This is a genomic window from Sphingomonas naasensis, from assembly GCF_004792695.1.
Lineage (GTDB): Bacteria > Pseudomonadota > Alphaproteobacteria > Sphingomonadales > Sphingomonadaceae > Sphingomonas > Sphingomonas naasensis.
In genome coordinates this window covers 443,361-468,021 of record NZ_SRXU01000003.1, presented here as the reverse complement: position 1 = coordinate 468,021, position 24,661 = coordinate 443,361, and the positions used below count along the sequence as shown (strand labels likewise).

Annotated in this window: 23 protein-coding genes, 1 tRNA gene, 3 pseudogenes and 1 riboswitch; of the genes and pseudogenes, 14 read left to right on the top strand and 13 right to left on the bottom strand. The window is 67.2% G+C overall.

The window, feature by feature from the left end; translation table 11 throughout:
- Positions 1-364 precede the first annotated feature (364 nt).
- The 3 genes from E5A74_RS09945 (at position 365) to E5A74_RS09935 (ending at position 8,198) form a co-directional block, all read left to right on the top strand.
- Positions 365-5,014 (top strand): Ig-like domain-containing protein, encoded by a 4,650-nt coding sequence (locus tag E5A74_RS09945; protein ID WP_135984329.1) that lies wholly within the window; start codon positions 365-367, stop codon positions 5,012-5,014.
- Positions 5,015-5,130: 116 nt separating this feature from the next.
- Positions 5,131-6,837, top strand: a complete 1,707-nt coding sequence (locus E5A74_RS09940; RefSeq protein ID WP_135984398.1) for a type I secretion system permease/ATPase — start codon at positions 5,131-5,133, stop codon at positions 6,835-6,837.
- On the top strand, positions 6,834-8,198 hold the full coding sequence (locus E5A74_RS09935) for an HlyD family type I secretion periplasmic adaptor subunit (RefSeq protein WP_135984327.1): 1,365 nt from the start codon (positions 6,834-6,836) through the stop codon (positions 8,196-8,198). Before E5A74_RS09940 ends, E5A74_RS09935 begins: the two co-directional genes overlap by 4 nt.
- A gap of 10 nt (positions 8,199-8,208) precedes the next feature.
- Here the strand turns inward: E5A74_RS09935 and E5A74_RS09930 are convergent, their stop codons facing one another.
- The 7 genes from E5A74_RS09930 to E5A74_RS09900 all read right to left on the bottom strand — a co-directional run bounded on the left by E5A74_RS09930 (position 8,209) and on the right by E5A74_RS09900 (position 11,835).
- Entirely contained in the window at positions 8,209-8,799 is a 591-nt protein-coding gene (locus tag E5A74_RS09930; RefSeq protein ID WP_166745723.1) for an alpha/beta hydrolase, read from the bottom strand.
- Between the two features lie 98 nt (positions 8,800-8,897).
- Complete coding sequence (locus tag E5A74_RS09925) at positions 8,898-9,323, bottom strand: OsmC family protein (RefSeq protein ID WP_135984323.1); 426 nt, start codon at positions 9,321-9,323, stop codon at positions 8,898-8,900.
- 61 nt (positions 9,324-9,384) lie between these two features.
- Positions 9,385-9,795 (bottom strand): glycine zipper 2TM domain-containing protein, encoded by a 411-nt coding sequence (locus E5A74_RS09920; protein WP_135984321.1) that lies wholly within the window; start codon positions 9,793-9,795, stop codon positions 9,385-9,387.
- A 78-nt stretch (positions 9,796-9,873) separates the two neighbouring features.
- The gene (locus E5A74_RS20905) at positions 9,874-10,242 is read right to left on the bottom strand and encodes a hypothetical protein (RefSeq protein ID WP_166745722.1); all 369 of its coding nucleotides are present in this window, start codon (positions 10,240-10,242) and stop codon (positions 9,874-9,876) included.
- 76 nt (positions 10,243-10,318) lie between these two features.
- Positions 10,319-10,804: a MarR family transcriptional regulator gene (locus tag E5A74_RS09910; RefSeq protein WP_135984317.1), complete on the bottom strand. Its 486-nt coding sequence runs from the start codon at positions 10,802-10,804 to the stop codon at positions 10,319-10,321.
- 141 nt (positions 10,805-10,945) lie between these two features.
- Entirely contained in the window at positions 10,946-11,293 is a 348-nt protein-coding gene (locus E5A74_RS09905) for a DUF3140 domain-containing protein (RefSeq protein ID WP_135984315.1), read from the bottom strand.
- A gap of 80 nt (positions 11,294-11,373) precedes the next feature.
- Positions 11,374-11,835 carry a lysozyme gene (locus tag E5A74_RS09900; protein WP_240699751.1) on the bottom strand — a complete coding sequence of 154 codons (462 nt, stop codon included), beginning with the start codon at positions 11,833-11,835 and terminating at the stop codon, positions 11,374-11,376.
- Positions 11,836-11,959: 124 nt separating this feature from the next.
- Between E5A74_RS09900 and E5A74_RS09895 the strand changes: the two genes are divergently transcribed.
- Positions 11,960-12,754, top strand: coding sequence for a TlyA family RNA methyltransferase (locus E5A74_RS09895; protein ID WP_135984311.1), 795 nt, complete (start codon positions 11,960-11,962; stop codon positions 12,752-12,754).
- 137 nt (positions 12,755-12,891) lie between these two features.
- Here E5A74_RS09895 and E5A74_RS09890 read toward each other — a convergent pair whose 3' ends face one another.
- The 3 genes from E5A74_RS09890 to E5A74_RS09880 form a co-directional block, all read right to left on the bottom strand.
- Positions 12,892-13,434, bottom strand: a complete 543-nt coding sequence (locus E5A74_RS09890; RefSeq protein WP_135984304.1) for a hypothetical protein — start codon at positions 13,432-13,434, stop codon at positions 12,892-12,894.
- A gap of 77 nt (positions 13,435-13,511) precedes the next feature.
- Complete coding sequence (gene folD, locus E5A74_RS09885; RefSeq protein WP_135984302.1) at positions 13,512-14,396, bottom strand: bifunctional methylenetetrahydrofolate dehydrogenase/methenyltetrahydrofolate cyclohydrolase FolD; 885 nt, start codon at positions 14,394-14,396, stop codon at positions 13,512-13,514.
- A gap of 31 nt (positions 14,397-14,427) precedes the next feature.
- A riboswitch (ZMP/ZTP riboswitch) is annotated at positions 14,428-14,509 on the bottom strand.
- A gap of 295 nt (positions 14,510-14,804) precedes the next feature.
- The gene (locus E5A74_RS09880) at positions 14,805-15,197 is read right to left on the bottom strand and encodes a GFA family protein (protein ID WP_135984300.1); all 393 of its coding nucleotides are present in this window, start codon (positions 15,195-15,197) and stop codon (positions 14,805-14,807) included.
- A 125-nt stretch (positions 15,198-15,322) separates the two neighbouring features.
- Between E5A74_RS09880 and E5A74_RS09875 the strand changes: the two genes are divergently transcribed.
- From E5A74_RS09875 to E5A74_RS09855, 5 genes are all read left to right on the top strand, one after another.
- Positions 15,323-15,880 (top strand): TspO/MBR family protein, encoded by a 558-nt coding sequence (locus E5A74_RS09875; RefSeq protein WP_135984298.1) that lies wholly within the window; start codon positions 15,323-15,325, stop codon positions 15,878-15,880.
- 25 nt (positions 15,881-15,905) lie between these two features.
- Entirely contained in the window at positions 15,906-16,208 is a 303-nt protein-coding gene (locus tag E5A74_RS09870; RefSeq protein WP_135984297.1) for an accessory factor UbiK family protein, read from the top strand.
- 121 nt (positions 16,209-16,329) lie between these two features.
- Positions 16,330-16,833 carry a type III secretion system chaperone family protein gene (locus E5A74_RS09865; RefSeq protein WP_135984294.1) on the top strand — a complete coding sequence of 168 codons (504 nt, stop codon included), beginning with the start codon at positions 16,330-16,332 and terminating at the stop codon, positions 16,831-16,833.
- A gap of 41 nt (positions 16,834-16,874) precedes the next feature.
- On the top strand, positions 16,875-17,612 hold the full coding sequence (locus E5A74_RS09860) for a pyrroline-5-carboxylate reductase family protein (RefSeq protein ID WP_135984396.1): 738 nt from the start codon (positions 16,875-16,877) through the stop codon (positions 17,610-17,612).
- A 59-nt stretch (positions 17,613-17,671) separates the two neighbouring features.
- Positions 17,672-18,289, top strand: a complete 618-nt coding sequence (locus E5A74_RS09855) for a hemerythrin domain-containing protein (RefSeq protein WP_135984292.1) — start codon at positions 17,672-17,674, stop codon at positions 18,287-18,289.
- 30 nt (positions 18,290-18,319) lie between these two features.
- Here the strand turns inward: E5A74_RS09855 and E5A74_RS09850 are convergent, their stop codons facing one another.
- A complete protein-coding gene (locus E5A74_RS09850) occupies positions 18,320-18,799 on the bottom strand; it encodes a MarR family transcriptional regulator (RefSeq protein WP_135984290.1) in 480 nt (159 codons plus the stop codon).
- Positions 18,800-18,871: 72 nt separating this feature from the next.
- Between E5A74_RS09850 and E5A74_RS09845 the strand changes: the two genes are divergently transcribed.
- From E5A74_RS09845 to E5A74_RS21410, 5 genes and pseudogenes are all read left to right on the top strand, one after another.
- On the top strand, positions 18,872-19,969 hold the full coding sequence (locus tag E5A74_RS09845) for a branched-chain amino acid aminotransferase (RefSeq protein WP_135984288.1): 1,098 nt from the start codon (positions 18,872-18,874) through the stop codon (positions 19,967-19,969).
- Between the two features lie 23 nt (positions 19,970-19,992).
- Positions 19,993-20,067: transfer RNA gene (locus E5A74_RS09840), tRNA-Gln, on the top strand.
- A gap of 102 nt (positions 20,068-20,169) precedes the next feature.
- Positions 20,170-20,349, top strand: a pseudogene (locus E5A74_RS21445) (DUF6538 domain-containing protein); the annotation flags it as partial.
- Between the two features lie 21 nt (positions 20,350-20,370).
- Positions 20,371-21,876, top strand: coding sequence for a site-specific integrase (locus E5A74_RS09835; protein WP_135984286.1), 1,506 nt, complete (start codon positions 20,371-20,373; stop codon positions 21,874-21,876).
- A gap of 296 nt (positions 21,877-22,172) precedes the next feature.
- A pseudogene (locus E5A74_RS21410) lies at positions 22,173-22,838 on the top strand (PGN_0703 family putative restriction endonuclease); the annotation flags it as partial.
- A gap of 57 nt (positions 22,839-22,895) precedes the next feature.
- On the opposite strand, the pseudogene E5A74_RS09830 reads toward E5A74_RS21410, so the two are convergent.
- Both E5A74_RS09830 and E5A74_RS09825 read right to left on the bottom strand, forming a co-directional pair.
- A pseudogene (locus E5A74_RS09830) lies at positions 22,896-23,258 on the bottom strand (IS110 family transposase); the annotation flags it as partial.
- Positions 23,259-23,344: 86 nt separating this feature from the next.
- Positions 23,345-24,592 carry an acyltransferase family protein gene (locus E5A74_RS09825; RefSeq protein ID WP_166745721.1) on the bottom strand — a complete coding sequence of 416 codons (1,248 nt, stop codon included), beginning with the start codon at positions 24,590-24,592 and terminating at the stop codon, positions 23,345-23,347.
- Positions 24,593-24,661 lie beyond the last annotated feature (69 nt).

The following is a 24,661-nucleotide window of genomic DNA, read 5'->3' as shown; positions in this document are numbered from 1 at the left end:
GCCCGGTAGCTCGTCAGGCTCATAACCTGAAGGTCGCAGGTTCAAATCCTGCTCCCGCAACCAGAAATCGCCACAACCCAAAAGCCCGCTCGCCACCACAAATGGCAGCGGGCTTTTTGCGGTCCAGCCCACCGTCCCCGCGGCCGGCCGCGTCCCGGCACGGGGCAGCGCAGCCATGGCGACGATATCGTCCTGCGCCGCGACCGTCCCGAAATTCGACGAAAATGTCGGATGGCGCGACGTGGGCCTTGAGCCGCGCAACCGTGCTGTCATCATCGCTCCCTAGCCATCGCTCCGAGAGTCCTTCCGACGATCGATAGCATCCAGCGCGCCGGCTCCGGCCGCGCCAAAACAGGGGCGAGCCATGCCGACCAACGTCTTCATCAACGAGATTCACTATGACAATGCCGGCACCGACTCAGGCGAGTTTCTCGAGATCGCCGGTCCCGCGGGCACCAGCCTGGTCGGCTGGAAGGTCGTGCTGTACAACGGCAATCCCAGCCAGCGCTCGGCCTATAGCACCGTCACGCTGACCGCGGCCGACGTCATCGCCGATCAGCAGGGCGGCTTCGGCACCTTCCGCATCAATTACCCGGTCGCCAATCAGGCGATCCAGAACGGCGGCAGCGGCGCAGCCGGCGAGCCCGACGGCGTCGCGCTCGTCGCGCCCGACGGCACCGTCGTCCAGTTCCTCAGCTGGGAAGGCAGCTTCATCGCGGCGAGCGGCCCCGCCGCCGGCATGACCAGCGTCAATATCGGCGTGTACGAGGACGGCAATCAGAACGGCACCTCGGTGGGCCTTGTCGGCTCGGGCACGACCTATGAGGATTTCCACTGGGCGCTGATCGGCGACGACACGCCCGGCACGGTCAATGTCGGGCAGAGCTTCGACGGCACCCCGCCGCCGCCGACCCCGGGCAAGCTCAGCATCGCCGACGCGACCGTCGACGAAGGCAATGCCGGGGTGCGCGAGCTGGTGTTCGTGGTGACGCGCGCCGAGGGCAGCGACGGACCGGTCTCGGCGAGCTGGGCGATCCGCTTCGGCAGCGGCGCGGGCGCGGCCGACGCCGCCGATCTCGGCGCCGGCACCCCGCTGACCGGCAGCGTGAGCTTCGCCGCGGGCGCGACCACCGCCGAGATCCGTATCCCGATCAGCGGCGACACCGCGTTCGAGCCCAACGAGACCCTCGACGTGGTGCTGAGCAATCCGCAGGGCGGCGCCACGCTCGGCGATGCCAGCGCGACCGGCACGATCAACAATGACGACGCGGCGCCGCCCGCGCCGACCGCGAACGTGTTCATCAACGAGATCCACTACGACAATGACGGCACCGATTCGGCCGAGGCGATCGAGATCGCCGGCGTCGCGGGCACCAATCTCGCCGGCTACAAGCTGGTCTTCTACAACGGCACCAACACCCCCGACGCGGCGCCGACCTATACCACGGTCAACCTGTCGGGAGTGATCGACGACGAGAGCAACGGCTTCGGCGCGCTCGCCTTCGCCCGCTCGGGCATCCAGAACGGCGAGGCCGACGGCGTCGCGCTGATCGCGCCCGACGGCACCGTGATCCAGCTGCTCTCCTACGAAGGCACCTTCACCGCCGCCGCGGGCACCCCGGCGGGCGGGATGACCAGCACCGACATCAACGTCTCCGAGGACACGAGCTCGCCCGAAGGCTGGTCGCTCCAGCTCAAGGGCAACGGCACGCTTGGCGGCGACTTCACATGGAGCGCGGCCTCGGACGACAGCTTCGGCACGCTCAACGCCGGCCAGACCATCCTCGCCGGCGACGTTCCCGGCCAGCTCAAGATCCACGACGCGCGCGTGATCGAGGGCGATGCCGGCACGACCAACCTCGTCATCACCGTCACCCGTTCGGGCGGCGGCGCGCTGTCGGGCAGCGCCGACTATGCGATCCAGTTCGACGGCGGCGCCAGCGCCGACGATCTCGCCGCCGGCACCCCGCTGTCGGGCACGATCAGCTTCGCGCCCGGCGAATATAGCAAGAAGATCGTGATCCCGGTGAACGGCGACACGCTCGGCGAGTCGAACGAATCGCTCACGATCCAGCTCGGCAACGCCACCGGCGACGTCACGATCGTCGACGGAACCGCCAAGGGCACGATCGTCAACGACGATCTGATCGAGCTGGCGATCGGCACGATCCAGGGCGCGGGCCATGTCTCCGACTATGACGGCCAGCAGGTGATCACCCACGGCATCGTCACCGCGGTCGATTCGAACGGCTATTATCTCCAGTCGGCGACCGGCGACGGCGATGCGGCGACCTCCGACGCGATCTTCGTCTACACCGGCGACGCGCCGACCGTGCTGGTCGGCGACGGCGTCAGGGTGCAGGGCGTCGTCGACGAGTTCCAGGCGTCGCACACCGCGCTCGGCGTCACCCAGATCGTCTCGCCGACCACGACGGTCGAGAGCAGCGGCAACGCGCTGCCGGCCGCGGTGGTGATCGGTGCGGGCGGCATCCTGCCGCCGACCGACACGATCGACGATGACGGCCTCGGCACTTTCGATCCGCAGCATGACGGCATCGATTTCTGGGAATCGCTCGAAGGGATGCGCGTGACGATCGACACGCCGCAGGCCGTGAGCAACACCAACGAATATGGCGAGACCGACGTCGTCGCCTCGCACGGCGCAGGCGCGACCGGCGTCAACGATCGCGGCGGCATCACCATCGCCGATGGCGACTATAATCCCGAGAAGATCCAGATCGACGACGATTCGGCGATTTTCGGCGGCTATGCGCCCGGGCATTCGATCGGCGATCAGCTGAGCAGCGTCACCGGCATCGTCAATTATGCCCAGAACAAATATGAGGTGCTGGTCACCGAGGCCGTCACCGTCACCAACGACGTCACGCTCGGGCGCGAGCAGACCGCGCTCCACGGCGACGCCAACAATCTCTCGATCGCGAGCTTCAACGTCGAGAATCTCTGGCCCGGCGAAACCCGCTTCGAGGTGCTCGCCGAGAATATCGTCTACAATCTGCGCGGGCCCGACATCATCGCGGTCCAGGAGATCCAGGACGCCGATGGCGAGGGCAACGGCCCCGATCTTTCGGGCACGGTCACCGCGCAGAAGCTGATCGACGCGATCTACGCCGAATCGGGCGCGCGCTACGCCTATGTCGAGATCGCGCCCTCCACGCCGGGCGAGACCGGCGGCGCCGATGGCGGCAACATCCGCAACGGCTATCTCTACAACATCGATCGCGTCGATTATGTCGAGGGCAGCGCCGCGCTGATCGAGGACGCGGCCTATGAAGGCAGCCGCCGTCCGCTCGTCGCGGCGTTCGAGTTCGCCGGCCAGACGATCACCACGATCAACGTCCACCTCACCTCGCGTCTCGTCAGCGAGCCGCTGTGGGGCGATCACCAGCCCGCGGTGAACGCCGGCGATGCCGCGCGCACCGCGCAGGCGGCCGCGGTCAAGGCCTATATCCACGACCATCTCGCCGACGATCCGGCGATGAACATCGCGGTGCTCGGCGACTGGAACGGCTTCTATTTCGAGGATGCGCAGACCCAGCTCACCGATCCGGCCAAGGGTGGCGTGATGACCAATCTCGCCACCCTGCTGCCCGAGGAGGAGCGCTACAGCTACATGTACGAGGGCAATGCGCAGCTGATCGACAACATCCTCGTCACCGGCGGGCTGGTCTCGGGCGCGCAATATGACGCGGTCCATATCAATTCGCAGTTCGCCGCCAGCGCGCAGTCGAGCGATCACGATCCGCAGCTCGCGTTGCTCCGCCTCGGCGCGGCGCCGCACGATGTCGCGCTCAGCAACGCCAGCGTCGCCGAGAATCTGCCCGCGGGCAGCGTGGTCGGCACCGTCTCGGCCAGCGACACCGCCAACGACACGCTCAGCTACGCGCTGGTCGACGATGCCGGCGGGCTGTTCGTCATCGACGCCGCAACCGGGGTGATCACCACCACCGCGCCGCTCAACCACGAGGCCGTCGCGGCCTATGCGATCGTCGCCAAGGTCACCGACAGCGGCGGGCTCAGCGCGCAGCACGGCTTCACCATCGCGGTGACCGACGTCAACGAAGCGCCGGTCGCCACCGGCGATTCGGTCGCGGTCAACGAGGATGCGACGACCGCCAATCTCTGGGCGGCGCTGCTCGGCAACGACAGCGATCCCGATGCCGGCCAGACGCTGACGATCACCGGCGTCGATACCGGCGCGACGCTCGGCAGCGTGGTCTTCGATGCCACGACGCAGACGCTGCGCTACGTCGCCGATGCCGATGCGTTCGATGCGCTGGCACCGGGCGCGAAGCAGGTCGATCACTTCACCTACACCGTCACCGACGCCAACGGCCTGACCAGCACCGCGACGGTCGACGTCACGGTCACCGGCATCGCCGACGGCGTCACCCGCACCGGCACGATCTTCTCCGACACGCTCAACGGCACCGCGGGCGAGGACAAGCTGTCGGGCAGCCTCGGCAACGACACGCTCAACGGCCTCGGCGGGCATGACTGGCTCAACGGCGGGCTCGGCAACGACAAGCTCGACGGCGGCGACGGCAACGACGTGCTGTTCGGCGATCTCGGCAACGACACACTCAAGGGCGGCAACGGTCGCGACATCCTGTTCGGTGGCCTTGGCGACGATGGGCTGTGGGGCGGCGCGGGGGCGGACAGCTTCCATTTCGGCCGGCTCGAGGGCAGCGACACGATCGCCGATTTCAACACCGCCGAGGATCAGATCATCCTCGACGACGGCGTATCGGTGACGCGGACGCGGGTGCAGGACGTCAATCACGACGGCGTTCAGGATCTCACGCTCACCCTCAGCTGGGGGAGCAGCGTCACCCTGCTCGGCGTCAACAACGCCGCGCTGGTCAAGTTCGGCGGGCCCGATTACTATTCGGATCACCAGCCTGGCTTGGGCGGCCTGCTCGACGATATCGCCGATGTCTTCGACGGGCTGTTCAGGGGCAATCAGAAGCTGGTTGATTTCGGTCACGGATTCTGACGATTTGCCGCTATCTTTATTGATCAATACCAATGCCGTGCCCCGTGACCTCACCGGTCGCGGGGCATTGCCGTACGGGGGGAGCGCGCGTGCGCATTGAACGACCATTGGGGGCGATGCGCACGGCGCTCGCGCTGTGCCGCCGGCATTTCCTCGCCGCCGCGGGGTTCAGCGCGTTGGTCAACCTGCTCTATATCGTCCCGACCTTGTACATGCTGCAGGTCTATGACCGCGTCGTCCCGACGCGCGGGCTGCAGACGCTGCTCTTCCTCACCATGGTGCTGCTGTTCGCGCTGGCGACGCTGTCGCTGCTCGATCGCGTCCGCTCGCGCCTGCTGGTGCGCGCGGGGATCCAGCTCGATGCCGCGCTCGCGCCGCTGATCCTCGATGCCACGCTCGGCCGGCCCGATCTGCCGATTGCGCGCCAGGCGCTTCGCGAATTCGATACGATGCGCGGCACGCTGACCGGCGCGGGCATCCTCGCGCTGTTCGATGCGCCGTGGGTGCCGATCTACATCCTCGTCTGCTTCCTCGTGCATCCGTGGATCGGCATCGTCGCGATCCTCGGCTGCGTCATCCTGCCGCTGATCGCCTGGGCCAATGAGCGCGCGACGCGCAGCCGGCTCGATCGCGCCCAGTCGATCGCGAGCCTGTCCTACGCCAATCAGGATGCGCTGCTCGCCTCGAGCGACAGCATCCGCGCGCTCGGCATGCGCCGTGCCGTGGTCGCGCGCCAGTTGCGCCAGCGCGAGGCGATGCTCGTCGCGCAGACCGAGGCGAGCTTCGCGGCGGGAAGCTATCTCACCGCCACCAAATTTACCCGGCTCGCGCTCCAGTCGCTCGCGCTCGGGCTCGGTGCGCTGCTCGCGGTCGACAATCTGATCTCGGGCGGCGCGATCTTCGCCGCCTCGTTCCTGATCGCGCGCGCGCTCGCGCCGATCGAGCAGCTGATCGGCACGTGGAAGACGATCGTGCAGGCGCAGCAAAGCTATCGCAGCCTCAACGGGCTGCTCGAAGGCACCGTCGATCAGCCTCCGCCCACCCAGTTGCCGGCGCCGCAGGGCGCGGTCACGCTCGAAGGCATCACCGTGCTCAACGAGGCGCGTGACGGCGCGATCCTCAATGCCTTGTCGCTCCGCATCGAGCCCGGCGAAGTGGTGGCGATCGTCGGACCGAGCGGCGCGGGCAAGTCGACGCTCGCCCGCGCGATCGCCGGCGCGCTCTCGCCCGATCGCGGCTCGATCCGCTTCGACGGCGCCGATAGCCGCGATTGGGATCCCGAGGCGCTGGCGCGGCATATCGGCTATCTGCCGCAGGATTCGGTGTTGTTCGCGGGGGCGGTCGCGGAGAATATCGCGCGCTTCGCCGGCGAGCTCGGCGCGGATCGCGCGGCGATCGACGCCGCGGTGGTCTCCGCCGCCGGCAAGGTCGGCGCCGATGCGCTGATCCGCCGGCTGCCCAATGGCTATGATCATCAGCTCAAGCTCGGTGGCCGCGGCGTCTCGGCGGGGCAGGCGCAGCGCATCGCGCTCGCCCGCGCGGTCTATGGCGATCCGCGCATCCTGATCCTCGACGAGCCCAACGCGCATCTCGATACCGAGGGCGATGCCGCCCTCGTCGCCGCGCTCGCGATGCTCAAGCAGGAAAAGCGCACGATCCTGATCGTCTCGCACAAGCTCGGCATCCTGCCCGTGGTCGACAAGATCCTCGTGCTGCGCGACGGGCGTGCCGAGATGTACGGCCCGCGCGACGAGATCCTGCCCAAGATCGCTCCCCAGAATGTCCGGCGCGTTGCGCCGCCCACGGCAAAGGCAAGCGGATGAACGCGCCGATTCTCCTCGCTCCCGGCTCCACCGGGCTCCCCCAGGCCGCGCCCCCGGTCGCCGATCCGCGCGGGGACATCCGCACCGGCGCGATCGTCGCGGCGCTGTTCTTCGTGCTGTTCCTCGGCTGGGCGGCGTTCGTCCGGCTCGACGCGGCCGCCTATGCCGGCGGCACGCTCGTCGTCTCGGGGCAGCGCCAGTCGGTCCAGCATCGCGATGGCGGCGTGGTCGGCAGGATCTACGTCAAGGAAGGCCAGCGCGTCGAGCGCGGCCAGCTGGTGATGCAGCTCGCCGCCGCCGAGGTGCAGGCGCAGGAGCGCGCGCTCGCCTCGCAGGCGATCCGTCTGCTCGCCCAGCGCGCCCGGCTCGAGGCCGAGCAGCTCGGCCGCGGCCAGATCGTCGAGCCGCGCGAGTTCGCCGCGCTGTCGCCCGAGGATCGCATCGAGGCGGCTGCGGCGCTGCGCCTCCAGCAGAGCGAGCTCGTCGCGCGCACCTCGGTGCTCGCCGCGCAGCGCGGTGCGCTCGGCCAGCGCGTCGCCCAGGCGGGCGAGCAGGGCAAGGGCTATGGCGTGCAGGAAGTCTCCGCCGCCGAGCAGCTTCGGCTGATCGAGGACCAGATCAACGCGCTCAAGCCCGTCGCCGACAAGGGCTTCGTGTCGCAGACGCGGATGCGCGAGCTCGAGCGCGCGCGCGCCGAGCTGCTCGGCCGCCGCGGCCAGTACAGCGCCAGCGTCGCCCAGACCCGCGGCGCCGCGCGCGAGAGCGAGATCCAGGGACTCGAGGCCGAGCGCAGCTTCCGCGAGCGCAGCGCCGCCGATCTCCGCGACGTCGACACCCGCCTCGGCGACGTGCTGCCGCGCTGGACCGCCGCGCGCGACCAGCTCGAGCGCACCGCGATCCGCGCCCCCGCCACCGGCGCGGTGGTCGGGCTGTCGGTGTTCACCCCCGGCGGCGTCATCTCGCCCGGGCAGAAGCTGATGGACATCGTCCCCGAGCGCACCCCGCTGCTGATCCAGGCGCGCTTCGCGCCCGAGGATGCCGACGATCTGTCGGTCGGGCAGCGCACCCTCGTCAAATTCTCGGGGCTGCACGAGCGCAACCTGCCCAATCTCGAAGGCAAGCTCACGCGCCTGTCGGCGGACAGCTTCACCGACGAGAAGAGCGGGATGAGCTATTTCACCGGCGAGATCACTGTGCCGCTCGATCAGCTCCGGCTGATTCAGAATGTCCGCGGCAGCGATTTCGCGCTGCGTGCCGGCATGCCGGTCCAGATCCTGATCCCGCTGCGCAAGCGCACCGCGCTCGATTACGCGCTCGAGCCGTTGCTCGGCAGCTTCTGGTCGTCCTTCCGCGAGCATTGAGCCCGCGCGGCTAGACCGCGCGGAGACGCCCGATCAGCGCGCGCCCGGTGCGCACCTCGCGCGCGACCACGCCGGCGGTGAAGCGCGCGAGGATCCCGCGCGTGCGCCGGAGCGGGCGCGCCGCGTCGCTGCGCGCGCCGGCGATCATCCCGCTGCCCCAGCCGTCGGCGAGTGCCTGCACCCGCGCGGCGAGCGCGCTGCGCCGGTCGTCGCGCCCGAGTACGATCGAGGGGAAGGGCAGCCTGGTGCGCGGCGAGGCGAAGGTGTCGAGCAGGCTCTCGACGGTCTCGCCCTCTTCCTCGATCGGATCGAAGAACAGCGCGCCGGCGACGCGCGAGACATAGGGCGCCGGCGAGAGCCGCGCCCACCATGCGGTGGCGAAGCAGCTCGCCCCCTCGGCGACGAGCAGCACCGCGCCCTCGGCCCGGGTCACCGCCGCGTCGAGCCGCGCGCCGAGCAGGTTGCGCTCGGAAAGCGTGCCGGCGCGATAGGGGACATGCGCCTCCGCCGATGCGGCGAGCAGCCCGCGCCACGGCGCCGACGCCGCGGCCGAGATTTCGACGAGGGAGAGATTCGCGGGAAGAGCAAGCGCAGTCGTCATGGCGCACTCCATCAGGCAACATGCCAATCTACTATGCGGCCAATGCCGCCGCCAGCGGATTCTCCATCAAGCGGATGGGAATTCGCCGCGAAATGCCCTCAGGCCAGCGTGTGGGTCAGGCTGATCTCGGCGTTGAGCAGCTTCGACACCGGGCAGTTGGCCTTCGCGCCCGCGGCGAGCGCGTCGAACTGCTCCTGCGAGATGCCGGGCACCGCGGCCTTGAGCGTCAGGTCCGAATGGGTGATCGCGAAGCCGTCGCCCTGCTGCTCGAGCTTGACCGCCGCGGTCGTCTCGAGCGTGCCTTCGCTGAACCCGGCCTTGGCCAGCGCGAAGCTCAGCGCCATGGTGAAGCAGCCGGCATGCGCCGCCGCGATCAGCTCTTCGGGGTTCGTGCCCTTCTCGTCGCCGAAGCGCGTGTTGAAGCTGTAGGGCGTCGAGTCGAGCACCCCCGACGGGCTGTCGAGCCGGCCCTTGCCTTCCTTGCCGAAGCCTTCGTAGCGAGCGGTGGCGGTACGCGTGGTCATCTCGAATCCCCCCTGTCGTCATGCGGGACGCGGCGACAGGATGCCGCCGCGTCCGCGCAAGTCAACGGCAACGAACGTCGTTGTCGTTCTTGTCGATCGCCGCGCCGGCCGCCGCGCCCGCGGCCGCGCCGAGCGCGGTGCCGAGCAGCTCCGAGCCTCCCGGCGCGATGATGTTGCCCAAGATGCCGCCGGCGACGCCGCCGACGATCAGCCCGGTCGTCCCGTCGTTGCGGCGGCAATAATAGCGGCCGTCCTGCCCGCGATAGACGCGATCCTGCCGCGACAGGCGACGCTCGCGATAGGTCCGGTCGTCGCGGTAATAGCGGTCGGCATAATAGCCGCCGTACGTCGGATCGGGGCGGTTCCAGTCATAGCTGCGATAGCCGCCGTCGTAGCTCGACGGGCCATAGCCGGTGTCGGTGCAGCCGGCGACCGCGCCCGCTGCCAGCAATCCCAAAAGGATGGCGCGCATATCTACTCTCCCGTGAACATCTTGATGGCGAGAAAATGCACGGCGGGCGCGAAGGTTGCGCGGCGGGCCGCGCCGGCCTCAGGAAGGCGCGGCGTCGAGCCGTTCGTTCTCGCGCGCCGCGCCCTTGACCAAAGTCGGCGCGGCGGCGCCGGCCAGCGCGGGGCGGAACGCGTCGCGCTCGCCCGCGGGCACCGGCGCGGTCGGATCGGGGCGGAAAGCCTCGGGGGCGCGGTCGTTCGGCCCGGGATGCGCGTCGCCCAGCAAATCGGTCGGCACATGCTCGGCCGAGGGGCGCCGCAGCCGGAACGCCGCAAAGGCCGCTGCGGCCACCGCCGCGACTGCCGCGCCCAGCGATATCGTCCCGATTCCGATGGACCTGCCGGCGCCGCCGGCGGCGGCCTTGCGCCGCGTGGTGCCGGTCTTCTTCTTGCCCGTGCTGCCTGCCATTTCGATCCCTTTCCGGTTCGTCGGCGTCAACGGGCGGGCCGGATCGGTGTTCCTCGGGTCCGCACGCGCCGGGGCGTCAGGCCTCGTCCTGCAGCCGCCCGACGATCTCGCGCACCCGCTCGAGCGTGCCGGGCGTGCCCTCCACCCAGAAGCGGCGCTTGTCGTCCGGGTCGGGCGCGCGGCTGAGCAGCCCCAGCGTCTCGAGCCGGTCGACATGGCGCAGCGCGGTGGTGGTCGGCACCCCCGCGGCATGGCAAAGCCCCGAGACCGATACCGGCCGCGCCTCGTCGCCGGCGACGAGCAGGTCGAGCAGCATGTCCCATGCCGGATCGCGGAACACCGGGGTGCCGAGCGCGTCGTTGCGCCGCAGCCGCACCGCGCGCATCCCCGCGGCGAATTGGGTCACCGATTTATAGGAGGGGCGCTGCATTCCGGCCGCCGCAGCATCCTGGAGGAAGCCGATCGTCGCATCGACATCGAGTCCCTGCCGCGAGGCGACCGCCTCGACCAACTGCACCATCCGCAACAGCTGTTCCCTGGTCAGCATCGCCCCTGCGGCCATCGACGATCCTTTTTGCGGTTGTCGCGGACGGCTGTGACGGTCGCGGACCGGCGTGGCAAGCGCGCGGCGCGCTTAACGGAGAAGAAACTGTGGACGGTGGCGTAACGATATTTCCGCTACGTTTCCCGTGGTTTTCCGGGGTCAGTCCTTTAAAGGATCATGCCCCCAGTTCATCAAGGAATGGCGCCAGCGCGAGCCGGGAATCCGGTGCGCCTCGTGCGGCCCCTGCGCCAGATGGCGCCGGACGAAGCCGACGACCTTGCGCATATGGGCATAGTCGCCGCCGTCGAGATCGGCCTTTCGGGTGCGCAGGATCTGCACGATGCGCCGGCCCGAGGCATGGCCGACGCTCTCGCTCGCGCCGTCGCGGCGGAAGCCGACCGCGCGGCTCTCGTCGGTGTCGAGCCACGCCTCGATCTCGGCGGGCGCCATGTTCACTGCCGCGTGGAAGCGCACATAGAGCTGCGCGTGATCGTCGGTCTTCGCCATCAGCGCCTCAAGCCCTCGCCGTCCCGGAGGTTCCGCCTCCCGCCGCGGCGCGCCTTCCCGCGCGGTGGCATGCGCGCGCATCAGCTGGCGTACAGCGCCGCCTCGGCCGCGCGGCGCCGGGTCAGCCCGGGCAGCACTTTGCCCGCCGCCTTGTTCCAGCGCCCGAACTGCGCCTGCGCCCCCGCGAAGTCGCCGGCCTTGTGGAGCCGCAGCAAGGTGCTGCTCGAAAGATTGCCGATCCCGACATTGTAGGCGAAGCTCACCATCGCATCGAACTGGTGCTGGCTGGTCGCCGCGCTGCCGACGACGCCGGCCACCCGCGCGCCGAAGCTCGCGAGATCCTGCGCCAGCCGCGCGTCGCATTGCTGCTGGGTCCAGATCACGCCGGGCTTGATGTCGGCGCCGGTCGATCCCCAGCCGATCGTCCACGGGTCCGCGCCCGTCCCCGGATCGGGATAGGCGCTGAAGCTCCCATCGGCCTGTTTCTTGGCGCAACCTTCGAATTGCTGGACAAGCGCAGAGCATGCGGGACTTGGCGTCATGGCGTTACTCCCCCAAAATTTGCCGGTCGGCAGAAAAGATTTGTGCATCACTTGGCCCCATCTGGCCATCGTCTTTATATCCGGAGTGGTTGCAGCGCGGGCGGCGCCACGCCTAAAGCGGCGCATGGCCAAGCAGCGCGCCGATCAGATCCTCGTCGACCGCGGCCTCGCCGAGAGCCGCACCCGCGCGCAGGCGCTGATCATGGCGGGCCTCGTCTTCGCCGGCGATCGCAAGGTCGAGAAGCCCGGTCAGCAGCTCGCCGACGATGTCGTGCTCGATGTGAAGGGGCGCGATCATCCCTGGGTGTCGCGCGGCGGGATCAAGCTCGCGCACGCGCTCGATCATTTCGGCTGGGACGTGACCGACGTGGTGGCGATCGATGTCGGCGCGTCGACCGGCGGCTTCACCGATGTGCTGCTCAGCCGCGGCGCCGCGCGCGTCTATGCGGTCGACAGCGGCACCAATCAGCTCGCGTGGAAGCTGCGCCAGGATCCGCGCGTCGTCGTGCTCGAGCAGACCAGCGCGCGCATCCTCACCGATGCGCACATTCCCGAGCCGGTGGATCTGATCGTCTGCGACGCGAGCTTCATCGGCCTCGCCAAGGTGCTCGAAGTGCCGTTCCGCTTCGCGAGGGCGCAGGCCCGGCTGGCGGCGCTGATCAAGCCGCAATTCGAGGCGGGGCGCGAAGAGGTCGGCAAGGGCGGCGTGGTCCGCGATCCCGCGGTGCACGAACGCGTCTGCCGCGAAGTCGCCGATTGGGTCGCCGCGCAGGGCTGGCACGTGCTCGGCATCACCCGAAGCCCGATCACCGGTCCCGAAGGCAATGTCGAATTCCTGATCGGCGCCGAACGCATTTCCCGTGCCCCGCCTGCGGGAGAGGGCGGCGACCCCGGCGAAGGCCGGGGGGAAGCCGGGTGAGGGATCAGCGGGAATGGCCGCGCGAAATCGAACGGCCGCCGCCGATGACGGCACTGGTCGCGCAATCCCAAAAATAGAGCAGAGCCCCGCCCCTGGCGGCGGCTTCGCGGTCGGCTGCGGACCACGGGCAAGGAAGCTTATCTGTCCCGGAGCTTCTGGAAGCCGATCCATAGATAGAGGCCGAACAGCGCACCGCCTCCGATGCGCCACGCCCAGGTTTCGACGTCGGGTTCCGACACTCTCAGCGAGCCGAGAAACATGACGCCGCCGAACAGAAGCGCGAAGATGACGCTTTGCCACGTCAACAAGGCGCGCACCTGACGCCTTGCCTGTGAAGCCGGCCTCGGCGGCGTAATTGCAGGGCGGTCGCGAACGAGACGACGCGGGGCAAAGGCGACCCAGAGTACCCAAAGGGCGACACAGGTCACGCAGCTCGCAATGAAAACCGTTTCAAGCCCGTCAGGAAGAGAGAAAGTTTGCGATAAGGCGGTCCACGCGATGACGGCGAGAAAGAGAATTCCGGCCACCTTCCCCGTGGAAACCATGCTCCAGCCTTGAGCGAGCTTTCGGTATTCTTCGGCGGTCACGAGCTTCCCGCCGCTTTTCGCGGACGGATAATAGATATAGCCACCCTCTGCCTGCGTGAATTGCCTGGTGAACGCACCCTTCGAATCAAACACCGGAAGACTCCCCCATTTCGCGCAGATTGGCGAACGGAGCGGACGTTGCAATGGGGAGCAGGCCTCCGGTCGCGGCCTTACCAGAGCTGCAGATGCGGCAGTCCCGCGCGGTCGTGCGCTGCCAGCACCGTGTTGTGCATCAGCACCATGATCGTCATCGGCCCGACGCCGCCGGGGACCGGTGTGATGGCGCTTGCCCGCTCGAGCGCGGCCGCGAAGTCGACATCTCCCAGCAGGCGCCGCTTGCCATCCACAACCGCTCGGGTGGTTCCCACGTCGATCACCGTTGCGCCGGGCCTGATCCAGTCGCCCTTGATCATTCCGGCCTGGCCCGCTGCCGCGACGATGATATCCGCCTGGCGCACCTTGTCCGCGAGGTTGCGCGTTCGCGAATGGGCCATCGTCACCGTGCAGTTCGCGCCCAGCAACAGCTGCCCCATCGGTTTGCCGACCAGAATCGAGCGGCCGATAACGATCGCATCGAGCCCGGACAGATCGCCCAATTGGTCGCGGAGCAGCATCAGGCACCCGAGCGGCGTGCACGAGACAAGCCCCGGGCGCCCGGAGACCAGACGGCCGGCGCTCTCGGGGTGGAGGCCATCGACATCCTTGCGCGGGTCGATCGCCCGAACCACCGCCAGTTCATCGATGTGATCGGGAAGCGGCAACTGCACGAGGATGCCGTCCACCCTGTTGTCGGCGTTCAATGCTTCGACCAGCGCGACGAGTTCGGTCTGGCCCGTTTCGGCGGGGAGAATATGCTCGAAGCTGGCCATGCCGAGCTCCCGGGTCTTTCGCCCCTTGCTGCGAACATAGATCTCGCTCGCCGGATCGCTGCCGACGAGGATCACCGCCAGTCCCGGCACGCGTCCGGTCTTCTCGGTGAAAGCCGGGATCGTGGCGGTTATCCGATCGGCCAGACCGTCGGCATAGGCTTTTCCATCGATGATCTGCGCGCGCATGGGGCTCTTTCTGAAGAAAGTGGTCGGATTGTCCGACGGCCCAGGCGAACGGCGCATATTCCGTGCGCTCCCCGGTGGTATCCCACCTCGCATCGCCAGTCGCGCACGGTGGCGATCTAGGCAGGTCCGAACTTTGCGTCAAAGGCAAAGCGGCTGTCGTGAAGATCGCGTGCAGCGCGGCGGCCGGGCACCGCCTTGCAATGTAGGAATGCAGCTGCTGGGCTGGGGGCCGGCCCCGGCATGTGCCGACCGCGCTCTTTGACCGTGTCGATTTTCCTACCGATCCCCGCAACAATATTTCCTGCCCGCGCAACGGCAGAGTCGTTCTACCGCGACTCTTGCGACTCTAGACCCGCGAAACCCTACAAATCGGCTGCGCGATCTTCCTACAGCGCGCGCATCGCGGCGCTAGGTCTCGGAGCGCCCTTCGCCCTCGCGATCGCGTTGATAGTGATGGGCAAGCGGGAAGGGCGGCAGCCACGCCTCGCGGCGGATCGTCCAGTTCTCGTAGCTCGGCGCGAACTGGTCGGGGGCGTCGAGCGTGCCCAGATGCACTTCGATCTCGTCGGCATAGCGCGCGAACACCGACGAGCCGCAGCGCGGGCAGAAATGGCGCCCGTGCCAGTCACGCGTCTCGCCCGCGATCGTCACCGCGTCCTGCGGGAAGATCGCCGCGGCGAAGAACAGCGCGCCGTGGTGCTTGCGGCAGTCGAGGCAATGGCAGAGGCCGACGCGCCAGGGCTCGCCCGTCGCCGCGATCCGCACCGCGCCGCACAGGCAACCGCCGCTGATACGCTCCATGCCGTCTCTCCCCGGGAAATCGATGCTCCACTAAACCAACATCTTTGCGACTGCGAAAAGATTGGATTAGGGGATCGTTCCGGGGACGGCGCGTGTTTTCATGCGTCGACAAGGGGAGAACCGGGTTGCAAGAGATCGCGTCCAGGGGCCAGTTGCGCCTAGCCTATTTCCGCTGGGCGGTGGTGACGGTCCCGCTCATGCTGCTGCTCGGCTTCGCCTCGGGCAAGCTCGCGCCGAGCGGCGACGCAAATCCGTGGTTCGTCCAGCTCGCCAAGCCGGACATCATGCCGCCGGGCTGGGCGTTTCCGGTCGCGTGGAGCATCCTCTACGCGCTGATGGGCCTCGCGCTGGCGATGGTGATCAACGCGCGCGGCTCGCGCGGCCGCGGCATCGCCTTGCTGGTGTTCGTCGTCCAGCTCGCGATCAACCTCGCCTGGACGCCGGTGTTCTTCGGGCTGCACAAGGTCGATACCGCGCTGCTGATGATCGGCGCGCTGCTCGTGCTGGTGGCGCTCACCATCCTGCTGTTCTGGCGGGTGCGCCGCGTCGCGGGGCTGCTGCTGCTGCCGTACCTCGCCTGGCTGGGCTTCGCCTTCGCGCTGCTCTGGCAGATCGATGCACTCAATCCACATGCCGAAAGCCTTGTACCTTCGCGCACGGTTGACCAGATAGAGATACGCTGAAGTTCGTTTTTGGGAAGAATTCGCCATGCAGACCGACAACCGCCTGTTCGACGATTTCGTCAAGTTCGTGAACGGCGCGGCGGGCACCGTCGCCGGGATGGCGCGGGAGGCCGAAGGCGCGACGCGCGAGCGCGCCCGCGAATGGATCGGCGGGCTCGATTTCGTCGCGCGCGACGAGTTCGAAGCGGTCAAGGCGATGGCGGTCGCGGCGCGCGACGAGAACGATGCGCTCAAGGCGCGCCTCGCCGCGCTCGAGGCGCAGCTCGCCGGTCAGGGTGCCCCCGCCAAGCCGGCAAAGGCGCCCAAGGCTCCGAAGGCGGACATTTGAGCGCACCGTTTACCACCCGCTTGTCCACAGTTTTTCGACAGGGTTGCGAACCGCCCGCTTGTGCCCCCGGAACGCGATTGGCAGGATTCCGTTCAGCCAATCGGGATGCGTGGAGTTAGGGATGTTGGACGAGGCCGAATTCGACCGCGACGACGCCGCACCCATCGATATGCTCGAGAATTACTTCGCGGCGCATGGCTGGAGCCATGAGCGCGAGGACGACGAGATCGTCGCCAAGTTCAAGGGCAGCTGGACCGAATATGAGCTGCGCGCGATCTGGCGCGAGGACGATGGCGTGCTCCAGTTCCTCGCCTTCCCCGACATCCGCGTCGCCGAGGAGCGCCGCAGCGCGGTCTATGAGACGATCGGGCTGGTCAATGAGCAGCTCTGGATCGGCCATTTCGAGCTCTGGTCGGCGAGCGGCATCCTGCTCTTCCGCCACGCCGCGATGATCGACGGCGCCGGCGAGAAGACGCTGACGCTCGATCAGGCGGAATTGCTGGTCGAGAGCGCGATCGACGAGTGCGAGCGCTTCTATCCGGTGTTCCAGTTCGTGCTGTGGGGCGGCAAGACCCCGCAGGACGCGCTCGCCTCCGCGCTGATCGAGACGCAGGGCGAGGCGTGAGCGTGGCCGGGCCGCGGCTCTGGCTGCTTGGCTGCGGCAACATGGCCGGGGCGATGCTCCGGCGCTGGATCGAGAGCGGCGCGGTCGCGGCGGAGGACGTCTTCGTCGTCAACCGTCACGACCGTGAGCTGCCGGCCGGCGTGCGGCAGGGTAGGGCGTTCCCCGACGAGCCCGCGCCCGATTTTCTCCAGCTCGGCATCAAACCCTACCAGCTCGACGAGATCGACCCGCTTCCCACCGGCGACTATCCGCTGCTCTCGATCCTCGCCGGGGCCGACGCGGCGACGCTGGCGGCGCGCTTTCCCGGCCACGCGATCGTCCGCGCCATGCCCAATCTGCCGGTCGCGCTCGGCAAGGGCGTGGTCGCGATGCACGGCAGGCGCGTTCCGGGAATCGATGCCTTGATGGCGCCGCTCGGGCTGGTCGAATGGTTCGACGACGAGGGCCTGTTCGATCGCGGCAGCGTGCTCTCGGGCTGCGGGCCCGCTTTCGTCTATCGCTTCATCGACGCATTGGCCGAGGCGGGAACCGCGCTCGGCCTGACCCCCGATCAGGCGCAGCGGCTGGCGATCGCCACGGTCGAGGGCGCGGGCCTGCTCGCCGCGCAGGCTGATGCGCCGCCTTCGGTGCTCGCCGATCGCGTCGCCAGCCCCGGCGGCTCGACCCGGCAGGGGCTCAACGTCCTCGACCAGGATGCCGCGCTCGCGGCGTTGCTCCGCGACACGCTCGCCGCCTCGGCCCGGCGCACCGCCGAGATGGCCGCCGAGGCCCGCCGCTAACGGAACGCCCGCCGCGCCGATTTGTTTTGCTTCCGACTCACCGATCGATGGAGGCGGAAATGGCGACGACCACGGCGACGCGCGACAACAAGGGACGGTTCACGGGCTCGACCGCGAAAGGCAATGGCGGCCGGTCGGGCAATCTCGGCATGGTCGCGGGCGCGGTCGCCGGCGGTGCCGCGCTCGGCATCCTCGCGATGTTCGGCCGCAAGGCGGTGGTCCAGGCGCCGACCGCGCTCGCCGGCAATTGGGACGAGGCGCTCGTCGTCGAGCATCAGGCGACGCTCAAGGTGTTCGACACGATCGAGGCGACCGACGAGCACAACACGGTCAAGCGCGGGATGCTGCTCTCGCACCTCAAGCACGCGCTGCTCAAGCATGCGGTCGAGGAAGAGAATGTCATCTATCCGGCGCTGCGCGAGATCGGCCAGCGCGACGCCGCCGACGCGCTGACCAAGGAACATGGCTATGTGAAGCAGTATCTCTACGAGCTCGAGAACATCCCCAGCGCCTCGCCCGACTGGATCGCCAAGGTCCGCGAGTTCCGCGCCGACATCGAGAAGCACATGCAGGAAGAGGAGATGCATCTCTTCCCGATGCTCCGCTCGCAGCTCTCCGAGGAGCGCAACAAGCAGCTCACGCTGACGATGAACAAGGAAGGCTTCAAGGTCGCCTGAGGTCGCGCAGGGCGTCCGCGCGCGGACGCCCTACCGCCCCGAAACGCTCTTGCGCTCGCTCTCGGGCATCAAGCCTTCGAGCACCGCCCAGAAGCCGCCAACCGCGCCCTGGCCCGCGCTCGAATAGGCCGTCGACATCTTCTCGCGCAGCGCGTCGAACAGCTCGGCCTCGAGCGCGGCACCGGCGGGCGTGAGCCGCAGCAGCCGCTGGCGCCGGTCGCGTTCGCCGGTCCGCGTCTCGACCAGCCCGCGATCGGCGAGCTCGCCGAGCACCCGACCGAGCGACTGTTTGGTGATGCCGAGGATCGCGAGCAGCGCGCTCACCGTCAGATCGGGCTGGCGCGCGATGAAATAGAGCGCGCGGTGATGCGCGCGGCCCAACCCCTGCTTGGCGAGGCCGGCATCGATCGAGCGCGTCAGATTGGCATAGCCGAAATAGAGCAGCTCGATGCCGCGGCGGATCTCGGGCTCGCGCAGGAACAGCGGCGACGCAGGAATTGGGGCAGCCATGTTGACCATTCTAGCCCCGCGGCCTAGTCGTCCGCAAGCCGGTGCTCGGCCGGCAGAGTCGGGAAGGGTACAATGGAAGACGCGACGATCCTGGATTTCGAGTTCGAGGCGCATGCGAGCCCGGTGGCCGCGGAAGATCGCGCCGCGCTCCTCGCCAATCCCGGCTTCGGCAAGATCTTCACCGATCACATGGCGGTGATCCGCTACTCCGCCGACAAGGGCTGGCACGACGCCCGCATCGAGCCGCGTCGGCCGCTCCAGCTCGATCCCGCCTGCGCGGTGCTCCATTATGCGCAGGAGATTTTCGAGGGCCTCAAGGCCTATCGCATGCCCGATGGCGGCGCGACGCTGTTTCGCGCCGACGCCAATGCCCGCCGTTTCGCCGAGTCGGCCGGGCGGATGGCGATGCCGCCGCTGCCCGAGGCGCTTTTCCTCGCCTCGATCCGCGAGCTGGTCCGCACCGACCGCGACTGGATTCCCGAAGGCGAGGGCGCGTCGCTCTATCTGCGCCCCTTCATGTTCGCGAGCGAGACCTTCCTCGGCGTCCGCCCGGCGCAGGAATATCTCTACATGGTGATCGCCTCGCCGGCGGGCGCCTATTTCAAGGGCGGCGCGCCCTCGGTGACGCTGTGGGTCTCCGAACATTACACCCGCGCCGCACCCGGCGGCACCGGCGCCGCCAAGTGCGGCGGCAACTATGCCGCCAGCCTCGTCGCCCAGGCCGAGGCGATCGGCCATGACTGCGACCAGGTCGTCTTCCTCGACGCGGCGGAGAACCGCTATGTCGAGGAGCTCGGCGGCATGAACGTGTTCTTCGTGTTCGAGGACGGCTCGATCCAGACGCCGCCGCTCACCGGTACGATCCTGCCCGGCATCACCCGCGAATCGCTGCTGACGCTGGCGCGCGATTCGGGGATCGCGGTGCGCGAGGAGCGCTACAGCCTTGAGGAATGGCGCGCCGACGCGGCCAGCGGCCGGCTGCGCGAGGCGTTTGCCTGCGGCACCGCCGCAGTGGTCACGCCGATCGGCCGGGTCCGCGGCCGCGGCTTCGATTTCGCGATCGGCAATGGCGGTCCGGGCATGCGCACCGAGCAGCTCCGCCAGCAGCTCGTCGCGATCCAGCGCGGAAATTCGCCCGACCCGCACGGCTGGGTTGAACGGCTTTTCTAAGGCCCTATAAGCCCGCTTCCCGTTGGGGCGTCGCCAAGTGGTAAGGCAACGGTTTTTGGTACCGTCATTCGCAGGTTCGAATCCTGCCGCCCCAGCCAACTTTCTCTTAAGGTATTGGTTGCTAGCTGATTTTTCGGCGCCGCTTCAACCTGGCGGGGGCTTGCTACAGAGCCCCGCTACAGAAGCGGGATTTCTGTCGCGTGTCACGCATCCCCAACACCACTCGACGGGCTGGCATTTATCACTTTCGGAGAGCCGTTCCCGAGGTGCTTTGGCGGCTACTGGATCGACGCGAGCTGCTCTGCAGTCTTCGGACAAGCCACGAAAAGGTCGCACGAACGCGATCGCGCCGGCTATACTTGCTCTCCGAGGACTTGTTCGAAGCTGCGAGATCACACTGGATGCTGACCACCGAGGACCTGGCCCGTATGGTGCAGGACTTCTACCACGCCGCGCTCGCTGACGAGAACGAAATCAGGCTGAATAGCCGGGTTACGTTTGACGAAGCGAACCGCGAGGCGATCGTCGCTTACTATGGAAAGATGGGAGTGACCACGCGTCGCAATCTGGCGACGAACAACCTGGCAAGCGTGGAGCCTTTCGCTACGGACCTCATCGAGAAGCACGGGCTGACTGGGCAGCTCAACGACAGTGACATCGCTCGGGTGCAGCAAGCGATCCTCCGCGCAGGTTGCGACTTCACCGAAGCTATGAAGGCTCGGTTTGAAGGCGACTTCAGCTATAGTCCGCAAGACCCACTTTTGAGCATGATGCTTGATGCACCGGTGCCGGTTGTCCCAAGAGCAGGAGCCAAGGACCACGAGCCGGAGGCAATCGGCCCGCTTTTCTCAGAGCGCGCAGAAGAGTTTCGCAAATCTCAGATTCGGCTGGACGCATGGGAGAATCAATCCGGGCTCCAAGCGCGGAAGACCTATGAACTGTTCGAGGAAGTTTGCGGCAATCGGCCGCTCTCTGGCTATCTCCGTGCTGATGCCGCGCGGTTCAAGGAGGTTTTGCAGCACCTTCCCGCCAACTATGGCAAGGCGGCCGCGTATCGAGGAAAGACCGCGACAGAGATCATCGAGCTGACCCAAGGCGATGACAACATTCAGTTGCTCTCTGGGCGGACTGTCCAGCGACACTTTTCCGCCTTGTCGAAGCTCTGGGTGAATGCTGTCGATCTGGGGGAAGCTTCCGAGAATATTTTCGAGAAGTTCAAATTTGCGGCGTCGAAGCGTGCGCGTGACCAACGCCAGATGTGGGAATCAGATCAGCTGCAGGCACTGTTCAACACCCCGATTTGGCGCGGCTGTCACTCGAAAGATCGCAGGTCACGCCCCGGCCAGCATGTAATCCGCGATGAACGATTTTGGCTGCCGTTGGTCGCCGTGTTCTCAGGCATGCGCCAGGAGGAAATCTGCCAGCATCTGGTGGAGGACATCCGGCAGCAGGATGGGATCTGGCTGTTCGACATTAACGCTAGGAACGGGCAGCAGCTTAAGAATTCGAACGCCATTCGCCTTGTGCCGATCCATAAGGAGCTAATCCGGATAGGCTTTTTGGACTATGTCGAACAGCAGCGAAAAGCTGGCCATACTATGCTCTTCGATCAGTTGGAGAGGGGTGGGGCCGATGGGCGCTTCGGCCACAACTATTCAAAATACTTCACGCGCTATCGCAGGGACGTCGGCCTATATCAGAAGTCGCTCGACTTCCATTCTCTGCGGCATAGCGCCACGACTTTTCTCCAGCGCGGGGAGGTACATCCCACGGTAGTCGACCGTCTTACTGCGCATGAGACCCAAGGAGAGACCGCGCGGTACACCAAGGATTTCCCGCTCGCCCAGCTGAAGGACGCGATCGACAAGATCGACATCAAAGTCGATCTGTCGTTCCTGGCGACATAGGAGAAGACAAACGCTGGAGGAGTTAGCGCGCAATAGGCTGTGGATCGGCTGTGTTTAGCCCTATCTATATTACCCCCTTATCCCTCTTTACCTCTTTCCTCACCTTCATCTACCTTCCTACGCACATACCTTCCTTCCCTAACCTCTACCCCAACATCCTTCCTACTCTACCTATCTCCACAAATTCTATACTTCGCCCTTATATTCGTACGCGCTTCCCGAGACCCGTGGCCCGAAGAGGGGCGCAATTTCTAGAGGTCGTCAATGAACCTTTCTGCGTCAACAGGGAGCTTCATATGCGACATTTGCCCCGCGCTAGTGCGCCGTTGCCGATCATTCCCGCCAAGATCCTGCGCGAGCACCATGTTCATGAAAGCGGCGACACGCGCTTCCGCGCCTGCGCCCGGCTGCTGCAGGCTTTGTGGCGCAATAGCCAAGGCCTTGCCCCCGGCAACCATACCACCCGCCGCGGCGGCAAGCGGCGCCTAGGTTCATTGCTGGCCGAGGCCGATGCCCAGGCCGGCCGTAACTTCATGTCGCCGAGCTTGGCTCATCTCGCCCGTCACGAGATCGCCTATCGCGAGCCCGGCGCCCTGATCGCGGTCCAGCGCCTGCTCATTAACCTGCTCTCCTCCCAGCCGTTGGCATTCAACCTTTTCGGGCCGCTGCGCCTGCGCCCCGACCTGGCGCTTCCTGTGCTGCGCCACCTGCTGCCCAATGCCGATATCGCCAAGGCTCTTCACGTTGCCTTCGAGCATTCGCCCGGGCGCATGGACCCGGCCCTGACCAACGACCGCACCGCGTTCGACGTCGCCATCGCCTATGAACGGCGCGACGGGAAACGCGGGCTGCTCGCCTTCGAGATCAAGTATAGCGAGGCTCTGTCGGAATCCCGGCCTGGTGACCCCGCCGATACCTGTTCCGACCTTGCCCATTCGTCGGGTCTCTACAAGGAACCGGCCTCGGCCGCGTTGCGCCTGCCGATGTTCGAACAGCTCTTCCGCGAGCATCTGCTCGCCCAGCCCCGCCGCCTGCTGCTCCTCACTCTTCACCGCTACGAAGCGCATGTCAGGTCGCTGCGCCGCCTCGCAGATTGCCTCCGCGTCGATCGCATCGTTCTTGTGTCGTTTCACGAAGGGCTTCACGTATGCCGGCGGGATCAGGCGCACTTCGTGACCCATCGCTTGCAGCTCGCGCGACCAATGATGCGCGCCGCCGCATGCCTCCAGCGCCACCACGCATCGTGGCTGTGCGGCGAAGAAGTCGAGCAGCTTGCCGCGACTCAGCTTCCGGCTGAACACCACCGCGCCGCGCTCATCAGCGCCACGGGCATGAAAAACGTTCTTGGCGATATCCAGACCGATTGTGGTAACTTCCGACACGGACGCCTCCCTCAAGTGGTGTTTCAACACCTCCACTTTGGCACATCGATGCCGTCGGGGGGCGTCCACCCCATCAGCTTTCGCCGCTAGCGGTCGCAAAAGGTGCCAGCCCGCAATCGGCCCACTAGCGGCCATTGAGGATGGGGCCTTGCGAACACCACAGGTTTGCTACAGAATCGCAAAACTTGCGGCGCCAGCGATGACGTAAGCAATTGAAATGGCTTAGGACAAAAATGCTGGTGCAAAATCCTGCCGCCCCAGCCAGTCTTCTCGTCTGAACCCGGTGCGCGCTTGTCGAGCCAGCGCTTGAGCAGGCTGCGCAACGGCGGCTCGCCGAAGCGGACGACCGCCCAGGTCAGCACCAGCATCGCGACGAACGCAAGCGCGGCGGCGGGCCAATAGCGCGCGCCCAGATGGAGCATGCCGCCGATGGAGAGAGCGCCGAGCTCCTGATGCAGCAGATAGAGCGGATAGGTCATCAGGCCGAGCGTCGCCGCGTGCGAAGCCCGGGCATGGCGCGCGAGCCATGGCTGGAGCTTCTCGGCGAGCAGGATCGGCAGTAGACCGCACGCGAACAGCAGCAGCGGTGGAAGCCAGACCGGGCTGTTCCCGTTCATCACGACGCGATGAGCCTCGATCTCGATCAGCGCCGCCGCGCAGGCAGGGGCGAGATACAGCCACCACAAAGATCGCGGCCCCAGTTGCTGCCGGGACCGGATCAGGATGCCGAGCGCGAAGAAGCAGCCATGCGGCAGGAGCGTGAGCTGCACGATCCGATCGGTCGCCGGCGGGACTGGCGCGACATAGCCGGCGATCCAGTAGAGAGCGCTCGCGACGCCGAGCAGCGTCCCGACGCGCTCGATCCGCGCGAGCGTCGATCCGCCGCGCAGCGACAGCGCGACGAGCAGGTAGAAATTCACTTCGATCGCCAGCGTCCAATAGCTCGGGTCGATCCCGAACATCGGCCAGAACAGCAGCGACCCCAGCCACAGCGCGATCGTTGTTCCCGGCGCGAGCGCGTCGAAAGCGAGCAGCGCCGCGGCGGTCATCGAGGCGCAGAGCCACGCCGCCGGCACCAGCCGGAGGAAACGACGCCTCGCGAACGCCGCGGCGCCCGATCCCTCGGCCGACCATGCGATCACGAAACCGGACACCACGAAAAACAGCTCGACGCCGATCCAGCCCGAATTGACGAGGGGCGCCCAGCCGGCATCGACCGGCATGCCGGCGAGCAACGCCTGCCCGCCCGGCGGCGGGCGGAACGCGAAGCCGTTGCCCCAATGGAAGGCGAGGACCATCAGCGCGCAGCCGAAGCGCAGCAGATCCAGGGCCATGAGGTTGCCGGAACGCGGACGAGCCATCGCACCGCGATGCGCCCAAAGGGCTTAAGGAATCCTGTGAAG